Origin of the sequence: Kitasatospora sp. NPDC089509 (assembly GCF_044749365.1) — a bacterium.
GTDB lineage: Bacteria > Actinomycetota > Actinomycetes > Streptomycetales > Streptomycetaceae > Kitasatospora.
Map to the genome: position 1 here is coordinate 57,992 of NZ_JBIVHS010000035.1, position 12,635 is coordinate 70,626.

Genomic DNA, 12,635 nt, shown 5'->3' on the forward strand with positions numbered 1-12,635 from the left:
AGTGCGGCAAGGGCCTATAGCTCAGACGGTTAGAGCGCTTCCCTGATAAGGAAGAGGCCACAGGTTCAAGTCCTGTTAGGCCCACCACCGCGAAGGGCCCGGAGTGATCCACTCCGGGCCCTTCGACGTTGTTTTCGCAGATCGGGCGGCTTCCGGTACGCTCTGCTGTGCAGCGAGGGCCTATAGCTCAGACGGTTAGAGCGCTTCCCTGATAAGGAAGAGGCCACAGGTTCAAGTCCTGTTAGGCCCACCGCCCCGAAGGGCCCGGAGTGATCCACTCCGGGCCCTTCGGCGTTCCCGGGCGGAGCCGACCGCGTGCGGACGATCCGTACGACAGGAGGTGCGGCGTCAATCCTCGGACCGGACCGCCGGGTTGACGGCGCCGGTGGCTGGTCACGATTGGGACACCGGTGTGTATCATCGGCCGCAAGGGCAGTCTGGCACCCGGCAGCCCGTTCGCGCTCGAAACACATCTGGACTCGTCGGCCCGGTCCGTCCGGCCGGAGCACCGGCTCTTGAGTCCGCCAACGCAAGAAGGACGAGGTCCCGCGGTGAAGAAGCTCCTCCTGGTCGCCCTGGTCGCCCTCGGCGGCTTCTTTGTCTACCGTCAGGTCCAGGCGGACCGCGCCGAGCAGGACCTGTGGACCGAGGCCACCGACCCGGTTCCGGCCGGTCGCTGACCCCGGACGATCCGACGATCGACGGTTTTCGGGAGGCGCTGATCAGCGCCTCCCGGACCGGTCGGCCCGCTCACCCGATCGGACCGGCCGGTTCCTCGCGGGGACGGCGGTCGGAACGACGCCGGAACCCGGTACGCTAGTGCCCGTCGGCACGCGCCGTGCCGTCGAGGGGCATTAGCTCAGTTGGTAGAGCGCTGCCTTTGCAAGGCAGATGTCAGGAGTTCGAGTCTCCTATGCTCCACAGTGCTTGAACGGCGGTCGACCCGGAAACGGGGCGACCGCCGTTCGGCGTTTCCGGGCCCGCCGGTCAGGACCGCGGGCCGTCGTCCCCGGTGGGCTCCGCGTCCTGCGGACCGGTGCCGTTCACCGGGGCGGTGGCGGCGGTCGCGCCGGCCGGCCGCTCCGGCTGCGGGGCCGGGGGCTCGACCAGCCACTCCGGGTTGCTGTGCCGGCGCCACCACTGCCAGGCGACCAGGCCGCCGCCGATCGCCAGCACGCCGGCCACCGCGAGGCCGGCCGTCCAGCCGCCGCACCGCTGCCGTCGCCCGGCGTTCCGGGCGGCGAGTTCGCTGATCTCGGCCGAGCTGACGTTTCCCTGGAGGGCGGTCAGCGCGGCGGCGCCGCGGGAGTGGGCCTCGTGCGCGACCGGGGAGACCGCGGCCCGGGCGTCCTCGACGGCCTGGGCGACCCTGGGGGCGACCGTGCAGCGGGCCTGGTCGGCGGCGCGGGCGGCGGACAGGCGGGCCGCCAGGGCGGCCTCCTGGGCCCGGTGGAAGGCCCTCAGGGCGTTCTGCTGGGCCTCGGGCGGCAGGCCGGCGAAGGCCTGGCCGAACTGTGGGGCGATGTGCTTGTCGTAGTGGACACGGAGGTGGTGGGCGGCCTGGGTGGCCTTGGGGCCGAGGGCGTCCAGGGCGGGCCCGAGGCGCTGCTTGGCGCCGTCCGCGAACTGTGCGGCGGTGTCCCGGGTCCTGGTGGCGGTGTCACGGGCCGAGTCCGAAAAGCTCACGAGTCTCTCCTCCTGGGTGGCGTCCTTTATGCACATATCCACCTGAATGCTGATCATGCATCCGGATTTGTGCTCCGGCACGCCGGGTGGGCCGTACGCGGGCTCCTGCGGGAGCGGGGCGTCGGAACGGGGGCGCAGTAGGCTGGCGGCTCCGGTGGTCGGGTAGGGGAAGGGGAACGCGCTGATGCTCCCGGACGAGCCGCGACAGTCGACGGAGCCGTCCCACGGGGGCGGGCTGCCCGATTGTCACCGACACCCCGGGACGGCCACGGGGATCTCCTGCACCCGCTGCGAGCGGCCGATCTGCCCCCAGTGCATGGTGGCGGCCTCGGTGGGCTTCCAGTGCCCCGAGTGCGTCGGCCGGGGGCACGCCGGGACGCGGCGGGCGACCACCCGGTTCGGCGGGGCGCCGACCGGGGACGGCGGACTGGTCACCCGGGTGCTGATCGGGATCAACCTGGTGGTCTGGGTCCTGGCCGCCTACGTGCTCACCCCGCGACTGGGCGAGGTCTGGTCGCTGGCCAGCGCCGGGCGGGACCGCCTCGGCGGCCCGTACGGGGTCGCCGACGGCCCCGGGCAGTGGTACCGGCTGCTGACCGCGACCTTCCTGCACCTGGAGTGGTGGCACGTCGGGATGAACATGCTGGCGCTGCTGTTCCTCGGCCCGCCGTTGGAGCAGGCGCTCGGCCGGCTGCGGTTCCTGGCCCTCTACCTGCTGGCCGGGCTGGGCGGCAGCACCCTGACCTTCGTGGTGGCCGGCGACTGGGTGGTCTCGCTCGGCGCGTCCGGGGCGATCTTCGGCCTGATCGGCGCCACGGTCGTGCTGCAGCTGCGGAACCGGGGCCCGCTCGGCCCGGTGCTGGCCCTGCTGGTCTTCAACCTGGTGATCACCTTCTCGGGGGCGCGGGGCGGTCCGGGTGGCGCCGGGCCCAGCATCGACTGGCGGGCGCACCTCGGTGGCCTGGTGATCGGCGCCCTGGCGGCTTTCGGCCTGATGTACGCCCCGCGTGAGCGCCGCGGCCTGGTCCAGGGGCTGACGGTGGCGGCGGTCCTGGTGCTGGAGGCGGCGGTGCTGCTGACCGGGATGGCCCTCTACGGCGCGTGACGGCTCGGACGTTTGTCCACAGCGGGTGCGGGGTTGTGCACAGGCTGTGCGCCGACCGGTCTGTGGACTGTTGTTCTACGCGTGTCCTGCTGTGCGGTTTCCGCGTTTCCGGGAGGTTGTGCACAGCTGTGGACGACTCGCGCCGGGAAAGTTATCCACAGGCCGTGGGGACTTTTCCCCAGTGTGGATAACCATGTGGATAAGCCTGACGGTGTGATGGTGGGGATAACCGACCGCACCGCAGACCGGCTCGGGGCATGCCTGACCGCCGCTCCGGGGCCCGCGATCCGAAGCGGCGGAAAAGGCTCGAATTCGAACCTCAGGACGCGCGGGGCGTCACTTCCACTGGGTGGAGACGCCGAACCCGGCCGCGATGAAGCCGAAGCCGACCAGGATGTTCCAGTTCCGCCAGCTCTCGACCGGGTAGCTGCCGCTGGTCACGTAATAGGTGACGATCCAGACCAGGCCGATCAGGAACAGTGCCAGCATCAGCGGTGCGACCCAACCGCGGCCCGAGCTGATCTTCACCGCGGCCGTCGTGGGCGGGGTGTAGTCGGACTTCTTGCGGAGTCGAGACTTCGGCACGAGGAGCTCTCCTGTCGATGCGCTGTGAGACCGCGCAGAGGTGCAGCGGGCGAGACGCCGACGGTCGGACGTGGAAGACGGCTCTGGGACCGCTCCCCGACCTGCCACCGGCGTCCGTTAGCGTAGTGGCTCGGCGGGTCTCAAGGAGATAAGGGTACGGTGACTAATTTGTCGATTCCCCCCGGGAAGGCCGTCACCCCCCGTTCCGGCATCCGAATTGTCGGACGTGTCCTGACCTGCGCCGTGTTCGCGCTCGCCGGACTGCTCTTCTACATCAGCGCGCAGACCGCCCGGGGCACCGACCTGCGGACCGACAACTCGCTGCTCAGCCTGGGCGACGTGATCCGCCAGCGCAGCTCGCAGAACCAGCAGTCGCAGGCCCAGCTGGCCGACCTCCAGGCCCGGGCGCAGGAGCTCACCGAACAGCAGGGCCACGACCCCGCCGACGCGGCCCGACTGGACGGCCTGCGGCTCGGCGCGGCGCTGGAGCCGCTGCAGGGCGGCGGACTGACCGTGACCCTCAACGACGCCCCGCCGAACGCCACCGCCCGCATCCCCGGGGTACCCGAGCCCGGCGTCAACGACCTGGTCATCCACCAGCAGGACATCCAGGCCGTGGTCAACGCGCTGTGGCGGGGCGGCGCGGCGGGCGTGCAGGTGATGGACCAGCGGCTGATCTCCACCAGCGCCGTGCGCTGCGTCGGCAACACCCTGCTGCTCCAGGGCCGGGTCTACTCCCCGCCGTACGTGGTCAAGGCGGTGGGGAAGACGGACGCCCTGCGCTCGGCCGTCGACGCCGACCCGACCATCCGCAACTACCTGCAGTACGTCCAGGCGTACGGCCTGGGCTGGAAGGTCCAGGAGAGCGGCGACCTGACGCTGCCCGGGTACTCCGGCACCACCGAACTGCGCTCGGCGGGCGGACAGTAGCGGACGGGCGGACGTGACAGCGGTGACAGCAGTGCCGGACCGGCCTCGCGGCCGTTGATCCCGGGTCTACTCTTGTCCCCAGTCCGCTAGCTAGAGGGAGCACCATGTACGGCTGGATCTGGCGCCACCTGCCGGGGAACACCCTGGTGCGGGCCGTCGTCTCGCTGCTCCTGATCCTGGGGATCGTCTACCTCCTCTTCACCTACGTCTTCCCGTGGGCGGAACCGCTGCTCCCCTTCGGTGACGTCACAGTGGACGGCGGCGACGGAGCCGCGGCCGGCTGACCCGGCGGGCCCGGAACACCCCCCAGCACCGCATCCCACGGAGACCACGCGCGCATGACCACCCAGTCGACCCCGCCCCGCATCCTGGTCGTGGACAACTACGACAGCTTCGTCTTCAACCTGGTCCAGTACCTGTACCAGCTCGGCGCCACCTGCGAGGTGGTGCGCAACGACGAGGTGACCGTCGAGCACGCCGTCCGCCGTGCGGGGGAGGAGGGCTTCGACGGGGTGCTGCTCTCCCCCGGGCCCGGATCGCCCGAGGAGGCCGGGGTCTGCATCGCGATGGTGCACCACTGCGCGGGGATCGGGCTGCCGGTGTTCGGCGTCTGCCTGGGCCTGCAGTCGATCGCGGTCGCGTACGGCGCGGTGGTCGGCCGGGCGCCGGAGCTGCTGCACGGCAAGACCTCGCCGGTCGAGCACGAGGACGGCGGGGTGTTCGAGGGCCTGCCCTCGCCGCTGACCGCGACCCGCTACCACTCGCTCGCCGTCGACCCGGCCACCGTGCCGGACGAACTGGTGGTCACCGCCCGGACCGAAAGCGGCGTGATCATGGGCCTGCGGCACCGTGAACTCCTGGTCGAGGGAGTGCAGTTCCACCCCGAGTCGGTGCTGACCGAGGGCGGGCACCGGATGCTCGCCAACTGGCTGGCGGAGTGCGGCTTCCCGCAGGCCGTGGACCGGTCGGCCGGGCTCGCCCCGGTGATCGGCCGGGGCTGAGCGGCGTGACCGCGGTACGCCCGGAGGGGCGGTACCAGCCCGAGGCCGGGCCGTACGGAGGTCCGCAGCAGTACCAGGGCACCGAGTACGGCGGGCCGCACGGCGCCCCGCAGACCCCGCAGTACGGTGCCCCGCAGCACGGCGGGGCGTACCCGCCGGAGCAGCCGGCCCGGGTCGGGGCCGAGGACGGCTGGGGCGTGTACGAGCAGGCCGAGCAGCCCGTCCTGGACGGGCCCGAGTACCCCTGGCTGCCCGACCAGACCCTCCAGCTGCGGCTGCCCCTCGACGGCGGCGGCGAGCCGGACGTCGAGGCCGCCCCGCCCACCGGCGGCCGGGCCGAGCGCCGCCGGGCCGCCCAGGGCCGGACCTCGGTCCGGGCGGGCGGCGGACGGCGCCGGGCGAAGGGCCGGGGAGCCGCGGGGGCCCGCCCCAAGGAGTCCGCGGTCGTGGTGGCCGCCCGGTGCGTCGGGGAGCTGTGCATCACCCTCGGCGTGGTGATGCTGCTGTTCGTCGCGTACCAGCTCTGGTGGACCAACGTGCAGGCCGACGCGGCCGCCAGCAGCGCCCGGGACCAGTTGGAGCAGCAGTGGGACGCCCAGCCGCCGCCCGGCCCGGGCCAGCCCGCCGCGGACCCGAACAAGCCGGAGGCGTTCGCGCCCGGCAAGGGCTTCGCCATCATCTACCTGCCCAAGCTGGGGCTGAAGTTCCCGATCGCCGAGGGCACCGACAAGGCGGCGGTGCTCGACAAGGGCCTGGTCGGCCACTACCCCGGCACCGCGATGCCCGGCGACCAGGCGGGCAACTTCGCGCTGGCCGCGCACCGCAACACCCACGGCGAGCCGTTCCGGTACATCAACCAGCTCGGCAAGGGCGACAAGGTCGTCGTCGAGACCGCCGCCGGGTACTACACCTACGAGATCACCGGGGGCATCCCGCAGACCCCGCCCAGCAACGTGAGCGTGATCAAGCCGGTGCCGAACGGCTCCGGGTACGCCGGTCCCGGCCGGTACATCACGCTGACCACGTGCACCCCGGAGTTCACCTCCAAGTACCGCCTCATCCTCTTTGGCAAGATGATCGAGGACCGGCCGCGCAGCCAGGGCAAGCCGGCCGCGATCACGGGCGGGTAGCAGCCCGCGGGCCCGGTTACGGAGGGGGAGCACCGCAGATGCAGGACGACGGGGCCGTGCAGGCGGCCGAGCCGGGCCAGGAGGCCTTCCCCCCGCCCGGACGGGGGGCGCGGAAGGGCCGGAGCCGGGCGCTGGCCGTGCTCGGCGTGTTCGGCGAACTGCTGATCACCCTGGGCCTGGTGCTGGGCCTGTTCGTGGCCTACTCGCTGTGGTGGACCAATGTGCAGGCGGACCGCTCCGCGGCGGCCGCCGGGGACAAGCTGCGCAGCTCCTGGTCGGCCGGGCCGACCGCAGGCCCGACGCCCCCCGGTGGCGCGGGGGCGACCGCGGCCCCGCCCGCGATCGGGGACGACGTGGGCTTCCTGCACGTCCCGGCGATGGGCCGGGACTTCCAGGTGCTGATCCGGATGGGCACCTCCACCGAGGTCCTGGACGAGGGCGTGGCGGGCGTCTACGAGCAGCCCTACAAGGCCGCGATGCCCTGGGACGAGACGGGCAACTTCGCGCTGGCCGCCCACCGGGACGGCCACGGCGCCAAGTTCCACGACCTGGACGCCGTCCACAAGGGCGACGCGGTCGTGGTCGAGACCAAGGACAAGTGGTACGTCTACAAGGTCGACAACACCCTGCCGGAGACGTCCAAGTACGACACCGGCATCGTCGCTCCCGTTCCGGTGAGCTCCGGCTACACCGCCCCCGGCCGCTACATCACGCTGACCACCTGCACGCCGGTGTACACCTCGCGGTACCGGATGGCGGTCTGGGGGAGCCTGGTGCGGGTGGACGCCATGGACGCCCGGCGGACCCCGCCGCCGGAGCTGCGCTGACCCGGACTGGCCGGAAACGACCGAGGGCCCGCCGCGATCACCGCGACGGGCCCTCGGGCCGTTTCACCGCTCCTGCGCCCCGGTCTCAGAACCAGGGGAAGAAGGGCTTAGTTGTTGCCCCCTTTGTTGGGGGGTGTGGTGTTGGTGTCCCCCCCTTTGGCCGGATCGGCCGGCCGGGTCATCAGCTGCACCTGGGTGTTCGGGTCCAGCTGGGTGCCGGCCCCCGGGACGCTCTGGATGACGATCGCGTTGTTGTCCTGCGGGCCGACGACCACGGTGTACCCGAGGCCGGCCTTGGTCAGTGCCGCGACGGCGTCCGACAGCTTCTGGTTCTGCAGCGGCGGGACGGTGGACTTGTCCGGCGCCTTGTAGATGGTCAGGATGATCTTGGTGTTGACCGCGGCCTTGGTGTTCGGCGTGACCGACTGCTGGGCGACCGTGTTGATCTTGGTGGGGTCGCTGGTCGGCGTGGTCTTGGAGGCGTCGACCTGGAAGCCGGCGGTCTGCAGGGTGTTCTGCGCGTCTTCCTTCTGCGCGCCGACCACGTTCGGGACGGTCTGCTTGGCCTTGCCCTGGGAGATCGTCAGCTTGACCGGGGCGCTCGGGTCGGCGGGCGTGCCGGCCGCGGGGTCCTGGGAGAGGACGGTGTCCTGCGGGGCGGTGTCGTCGTCCTTGTAGTCGGGCTGGCCGACGTTGGTGAAGCCGGCCGCCGCCAGGGCCTGCATCGCCTGGTCCTTGGTCTTGCCGGTCACGGCCGGGATCTGGGTCTTGGCCGGACCGGAGGAGACCTGGACGGTGATGTGGGCGTCCTCGGAGACCGAGGTGCCCGCCGTCGGGGTCTGGGTGCAGACCTGGTCCTTCTTGATGTTGGTGTCCGGGCAGGCGATCTTGTCGCCCTCGGTGACCACGAGCTTCGGGCCGGCCGCGGCGGCGGCGGTCTTGGCGTCCGCCAGGCTCTTGCCGACCAGGTTCGGCGCCGACACCTTCGGGGTGTCCTTGGTGCCCTTGTCGCTGAACATCGCCTGGGCCACGAAGAAGGTGCCGACCAGGACCAGCACGGCGGCCACCGCCAGCACGATCCAGGAGGTGTTGCTCTTCTTCTGCCGGTCGTCGCCGCGCCGACCGCCGCCCTGGCCGTAGCCGTCGTCGTAGCCGTCGTGGCCGCCGCCGTGGGCACCGCCGGAGGTCTGGCCGTAGCCGTCGTCCTGGTAGCCCGCGGCCTGCGGCAGGAGCGTGGTCGGGCCGCCGCCGGGCTGCTGCGGCATCATGTTGGTCTGGCCGTACGGGTCGTGCTGCTGCGGGTAGCCGTTCTGGTCGTAGCCGTACCCGGCCGGGCCCATGCCGTAGGCGGCGGCCTGCTGGGCGGCGGCGACCGGGAGGCCGTCGAGGAAGCGCTCGATGTCGTCGCGCATCTCGTCGGCGCTCTGGTAGCGGTAGTCGCGGTCCTTGGCGAGCGCCTTGAGCACGATCGCGTCGATCTCGGGGCGCACCTCGGGGTCGAAGACCGACGGCGGCTGCGGCTCCTCCCGGACGTGCTGGTAGGCCACCGCGACCGGGGAGTCGCCGACGAACGGCGGGCGGACGGTCAGCAGCTCGTAGAGCAGGCAGCCGGTGGAGTAGAGGTCGGACCGGGCGTCGACCTGCTCGCCCTTGGCCTGCTCGGGGGAGAGGTACTGGGCGGTCCCGATCACGGCCGAGGTCTGGGTCATGGTCATCCCGGCGTCACCCATCGCACGGGCGATGCCGAAGTCCATCACCTTGACGTTGCCCTGCCGGGTCAGCATCACGTTGGCCGGCTTGATGTCGCGGTGCACGATGCCGGCCCGGTGCGAGTACTCCAGGGCCTGGAGGATGCCGATGGTCATCTCCAGCGCCCGCTCGGGCAGCAGCCGGCGGCCGGAGTGCAGCAGCTCGCGCAGCGTCGAACCCTCGACGTACTCCATCACGATGTAGGGGATGGAGATCCCGTCGATGTAGTCCTCGCCGGTGTCGTAGACGGCGACGATCGCGGGGTGGTTCAGGGACGCCGCCGACTGTGCTTCGCGGCGGAAGCGGGCCTGGAACGACGGATCCCGGGCCATGTCGGCCCGGAGCGTCTTCACTGCGACGGAACGGCCGAGCCGGGTGTCATGGGCGAGGTACACCTCGGCCATGCCGCCGCGCCCGAGGACGCCGCCGAGCTCGTACCTGCCGCCGAGGCGACGAGGCTCTTCCATAGTTCCGACCCTCTCCCTCACCCGCCGGTGAGGTTGTGACGTAGGTGTCCCCGCACGCTCTGGGTGACGCCGCGCGAGCCCCGACCGGTTCTCCGGCCGGGCCGTGCGCCGCCTCGCGGGCGGCAACGGGCACACCCGCTGCTGGCGGATACGCTACCGGTCGCACCGCACCGGACCGGAGTCAGCCGTCGGCCGATATCAGACCGGTATCCGGACCGGGGTGCCGATCGTGACCTTCGCCTCACCCTTACTTGCCGAGTGCGGCCTGCATCACCGCCTTGGCGATCGGGGCGGCGAGGCGGCCACCGCTGATGCCGTCGCGGTTCTGGGAACCGTCCTCGACCACCACCGCGACCGCGACCGACTGGCCGTCCGGGGTCTTGGCCCAGGAGGTGAACCAGGCGAACGGCAGACCGGCGTTGTCCTCGCCGTGCTGGGCGGTACCGGTCTTGCCGCCGACCTGGAGGCCGGGGATCTTGGCGTTCGTGCCGGTGCCGTTCTCGACCACGGAGACCATCAGGTCCTGCATCTTCTGCGCGGTGGCCGGGCTCATCGCCTGGGAGAACTGCTTCTCGGTGTGCTTGGAGATGGTGGTCAGCGAGGCCGAGCGCTCCTGGTCGACCAGGTACGGCTGCATCAGGCTGCCGTTGTTGGCGATCGCCGCGGAGACCATGGCCATCTGCAGCGGGGTGGCGCGGGTGTCGTGCTGGCCGATCGAGTCCTGGGCCGTGCCGTCCTTGCTGGGGCTGTCCGGGAAGATGCTCTTCTCGGAGCGGACCGGGGTGTCGATCGTGCTGTTGAAGCCGAACTTCTCGGCCTGCGCGCGCATCTTGTCCTTGCCGAGGTCCGCGCCCATCTTGGCGAACACCGTGTTGCAGGACTGGTCCATCCCGGACTTGACGGTGGCGTTCTCGCAGCGCTCGTTGGGGCTCTCGTTCTTCAGCACGGTCTGGGTGCCGGGCAGGGTGTACGGGTCCGGCGTCTGGGTGACGTCGTCGATGCCCTGGTAGAGGCCGTTCTCGAACGCGGCGGTGGCGGTGACCAGCTTGAAGGTCGAGCCGGGCGGGTAGGTCTCGCGCAGCGCCCGGTTGAGCATCGGCTTGTTGGGGTCGGCGTTGAGGTCCTGCCAGGCCTTGGTGTCGCCGCTGTCGCCGCCGGCGAAGGTGCCCGGGTCGTAGGACGGGGTGGAGACCATGGCCAGGATCGCGCCGGTCTTCGGGTCGATCGCGACCGCCGCGCCCTTCTTGTCGCCCAGGCCGTCGAAGGCTGCCTTCTGGACCTTGGCGTTGATGGTCGTGACCACGTCGCCGCCGCGCTTCTGCTCGCCGGTCAGCATGTCCAGGGTGTTGCGGAAGAACAGCCGGTCGTCGGTGCCCGAGAGGATGCCGTCCTCCAGGTTCTCCAGCTGGCTGGAGCCGTACGCCTGCGAGGAGTAGCCGGTGACCGGGGCGTACATCGGGCCGTTGACCCAGGAGCGCTTGTACTTGTAGCGCAGGCCGTTCACGAAGTCCGAGTTCGTCACCGGCTGGCCGCTGACGATGATGTTGCCGCGCGGGTGGGCGTAGCGGTCGTACAGCTGGCGCTTGTTGTTGGCGTTGGAGGCCCAGGAGTCGGCCTGGACGCCCTGCACCCAGTTGGTGCGCACCATCAGTGCCAGGATCAGCACCAGACAGAAGATCGAGACCCGTCGGATCGGCTTGTTCATCGGGCGGGTCCTCCCTGGCCCTCGGTGACCGGGGACGGTTCGACCCCGGGACGGCGGGCGCTGTCGCTGATCTTCAGCAGGATCGCGACCAGCGCCCAGTTGGCGACCACGGACGAACCGCCCTGTGCGAGGAACGGCATGGTCATACCGGTGAGCGGGATCAGTCCGGTGACCCCGCCGGCCACCACGAAGACCTGCAGTGCCATCGCCGAGGCGAGTCCGACGGCGAACAGCTTGCCGAAGGGGTCGCGGGCGGCGACGGCGGTGCGCAGGCCGCGCTGCACCAGCAGGGCGTACAGCAGGAAGATCGCCATCAGGCCGGTCAGTCCGAGCTCCTCGCCGAAGGAGCCCAGGATGAAGTCGCTCTTGGCGGCGAAGTTGATCAGCCAGGAGCGGCCCTGGCCCAGGCCGGAGCCGGTCACCCCGCCGGAGCCCAGCGCCATCAGCGACTGGCCGATCTGCTCGGTGGCGCCCTTCGGCGGGTGCGCCGAGAAGGCGGCCATCGGGTCGAGCCAGGCGTCGATCCGGACCTTGACGTGGCTGGTGGTCATCGCCACCATCACGGCGCCGCCGACCGACATCAGCAGGCCGAACAGGATCCAGCTGGTGCGCTCGGTGGCGACGTAGAGCATCACCACGAACAGGCCGAAGAACAGGAAGGACGTGCCGAGGTCGTTCTCGAAGACCAGGATCAGCAGGCTGAGCAGCCAGATCACGATGATCGGGCCGAGGTCGCGGCCGCGCGGCAGGTACAGGCCCATGAAGCGGCGGCTGGCCAGCGCCAGGGCGTCCCGCTTGACCATCAGGTAGCCGGCGAAGAACACGGTCAGGATGATCTTGGCGAACTCGCCGGGCTGGATGGAGAAGCCGCCCATCCGGATCCAGATCTTCGCACCGAAGTCCTCGGCCCGGGCCGGGAAGAAGGCCGGGGCGGCGAGCAGCACCAGCGCCAGCACCATCGAGATGTAGGTGTAGCGCTGGAGCACCCGGTGGTCCTTCAGGAAGACCATCACGCCGATGAACAGCGCGACCCCGAGGGCCGACCAGATCAGCTGGTTGCGGGCCGCCGGGAAGTTGCCGCTGAGCAGGTGCCCGGCCTTGTCCAGCCGCCAGATCATCACCACGCCGAGCCCGTTCAGCAGGGTGGCGATCGGCAGCATCAGCGGGTCCGCGTACGGCGCGAAGCGGCGCACCAGCAGGTGCGCGACCAGCGCCAGCGAGCCCATGCCGAGGCCGTAGCCGAGCATTCCGGCGGGCATCCGGGAGTCCATCGCCAGGCCCACGTTGGCGTACGCCAGGATCGGCAGCAGGACCGCGAAGACCAGCAGGGCCAGCTCGGTGTTGCGCCGGTTCGGGGCGCCCTGGAGGGAGATCGTGGTGTTGCCCCGGCGCCGCGGCACGGCACGCCCGGCCGACGCCCGGCGTCGGCCGCCGACGTGCTCGGTGTCAC

The 12,635-nt window shown here is 71.1% G+C and carries 12 protein-coding genes and 3 tRNA genes; 10 read left to right on the forward strand and 5 right to left on the reverse strand.

The genetic code is table 11. The features are described 5' to 3' along the window. Window positions 1-10 precede the first annotated feature (10 nt). The 4 genes from ACIP4P_RS41360 (at window position 11) to ACIP4P_RS41375 (ending at window position 921) form a co-directional block, all read left to right on the forward strand. Window positions 11-87 (forward strand) — tRNA-Ile (locus tag ACIP4P_RS41360). Window positions 88-176: 89 nt separating this feature from the next. Beyond that, window positions 177-250 (forward strand) — tRNA-Ile (locus ACIP4P_RS41365). Between the two features lie 301 nt (window positions 251-551). Continuing rightward, entirely contained in the window at window positions 552-680 is a 129-nt protein-coding gene (locus ACIP4P_RS41370) for a DLW-39 family protein (protein WP_014137031.1), read from the forward strand. Window positions 681-848: 168 nt separating this feature from the next. Next, window positions 849-921: transfer RNA gene (locus ACIP4P_RS41375), tRNA-Ala, on the forward strand. A 66-nt stretch (window positions 922-987) separates the two neighbouring features. Here ACIP4P_RS41375 and ACIP4P_RS41380 read toward each other — a convergent pair. Beyond that, window positions 988-1,686, reverse strand: a complete 699-nt coding sequence (locus tag ACIP4P_RS41380) for a DUF5324 family protein (protein WP_400928452.1) — start codon at window positions 1,684-1,686, stop codon at window positions 988-990. Between the two features lie 184 nt (window positions 1,687-1,870). On the opposite strand from ACIP4P_RS41380, the gene ACIP4P_RS41385 reads away from it, so the two are divergent. Then, the gene (locus tag ACIP4P_RS41385) at window positions 1,871-2,791 is read left to right on the forward strand and encodes a rhomboid family intramembrane serine protease (RefSeq protein WP_400928455.1); all 921 of its coding nucleotides are present in this window, start codon (window positions 1,871-1,873) and stop codon (window positions 2,789-2,791) included. 336 nt (window positions 2,792-3,127) lie between these two features. Here the strand turns inward: ACIP4P_RS41385 and crgA are convergent, their stop codons facing one another. Then, window positions 3,128-3,376 carry a cell division protein CrgA gene (gene crgA, locus ACIP4P_RS41390; protein WP_270145659.1) on the reverse strand — a complete coding sequence of 83 codons (249 nt, stop codon included), beginning with the start codon at window positions 3,374-3,376 and terminating at the stop codon, window positions 3,128-3,130. A 168-nt stretch (window positions 3,377-3,544) separates the two neighbouring features. Between crgA and ACIP4P_RS41395 the strand changes: the two genes are divergently transcribed. The 5 genes from ACIP4P_RS41395 to ACIP4P_RS41415 all read left to right on the forward strand — a co-directional run bounded on the left by ACIP4P_RS41395 (window position 3,545) and on the right by ACIP4P_RS41415 (window position 7,264). After that, entirely contained in the window at window positions 3,545-4,306 is a 762-nt protein-coding gene (locus ACIP4P_RS41395) for a DUF881 domain-containing protein (RefSeq protein ID WP_400928458.1), read from the forward strand. Between the two features lie 104 nt (window positions 4,307-4,410). After that, window positions 4,411-4,590, forward strand: coding sequence for a hypothetical protein (locus ACIP4P_RS41400; RefSeq protein ID WP_350515674.1), 180 nt, complete (start codon window positions 4,411-4,413; stop codon window positions 4,588-4,590). 54 nt (window positions 4,591-4,644) lie between these two features. Then, window positions 4,645-5,307, forward strand: coding sequence for an aminodeoxychorismate/anthranilate synthase component II (locus ACIP4P_RS41405; RefSeq protein ID WP_400928462.1), 663 nt, complete (start codon window positions 4,645-4,647; stop codon window positions 5,305-5,307). Between the two features lie 5 nt (window positions 5,308-5,312). After that, window positions 5,313-6,437 (forward strand): class E sortase, encoded by a 1,125-nt coding sequence (locus ACIP4P_RS41410; protein ID WP_400928465.1) that lies wholly within the window; start codon window positions 5,313-5,315, stop codon window positions 6,435-6,437. 38 nt (window positions 6,438-6,475) lie between these two features. Then, window positions 6,476-7,264 carry a class E sortase gene (locus ACIP4P_RS41415; RefSeq protein ID WP_400928468.1) on the forward strand — a complete coding sequence of 263 codons (789 nt, stop codon included), beginning with the start codon at window positions 6,476-6,478 and terminating at the stop codon, window positions 7,262-7,264. Window positions 7,265-7,371: 107 nt separating this feature from the next. Here the strand turns inward: ACIP4P_RS41415 and pknB are convergent, their stop codons facing one another. The 3 genes from pknB to ACIP4P_RS41430 form a co-directional block, all read right to left on the reverse strand. Next, a complete protein-coding gene (gene pknB, locus ACIP4P_RS41420) occupies window positions 7,372-9,480 on the reverse strand; it encodes a Stk1 family PASTA domain-containing Ser/Thr kinase (protein ID WP_400928471.1) in 2,109 nt (702 codons plus the stop codon). A gap of 247 nt (window positions 9,481-9,727) precedes the next feature. Further along, window positions 9,728-11,185, reverse strand: a complete 1,458-nt coding sequence (locus ACIP4P_RS41425) for a peptidoglycan D,D-transpeptidase FtsI family protein (RefSeq protein WP_400928474.1) — start codon at window positions 11,183-11,185, stop codon at window positions 9,728-9,730. Continuing rightward, window positions 11,182-12,585, reverse strand: a complete 1,404-nt coding sequence (locus tag ACIP4P_RS41430) for an FtsW/RodA/SpoVE family cell cycle protein (RefSeq protein ID WP_400928512.1) — start codon at window positions 12,583-12,585, stop codon at window positions 11,182-11,184. The genes ACIP4P_RS41425 and ACIP4P_RS41430 overlap by 4 nt, the downstream gene beginning before the upstream one ends. Between the last annotated feature and the right edge of the window lie 50 nt (window positions 12,586-12,635).

What these genes read in the sequence shown, in the direction of transcription:
- ACIP4P_RS41385 (WP_400928455.1), top strand. Translation starts at nt 1,871, where the DNA reads ATGCTCCCGGACGAGCCGCGACAGTCGACGGAGCCGTCCCACGGGGGC.
- ACIP4P_RS41405 (WP_400928462.1), top strand. Translation starts at nt 4,645, where the DNA reads ATGACCACCCAGTCGACCCCGCCCCGCATCCTGGTCGTGGACAACTAC.
- ACIP4P_RS41425 (WP_400928474.1), bottom strand. Translation starts at nt 11,185, where the DNA reads ATGAACAAGCCGATCCGACGGGTCTCGATCTTCTGTCTGGTGCTGATC.
- ACIP4P_RS41415 (WP_400928468.1), top strand. Translation starts at nt 6,476, where the DNA reads ATGCAGGACGACGGGGCCGTGCAGGCGGCCGAGCCGGGCCAGGAGGCC.
- ACIP4P_RS41400 (WP_350515674.1), top strand. Translation starts at nt 4,411, where the DNA reads ATGTACGGCTGGATCTGGCGCCACCTGCCGGGGAACACCCTGGTGCGG.
- pknB (WP_400928471.1), bottom strand. Translation starts at nt 9,480, where the DNA reads ATGGAAGAGCCTCGTCGCCTCGGCGGCAGGTACGAGCTCGGCGGCGTC.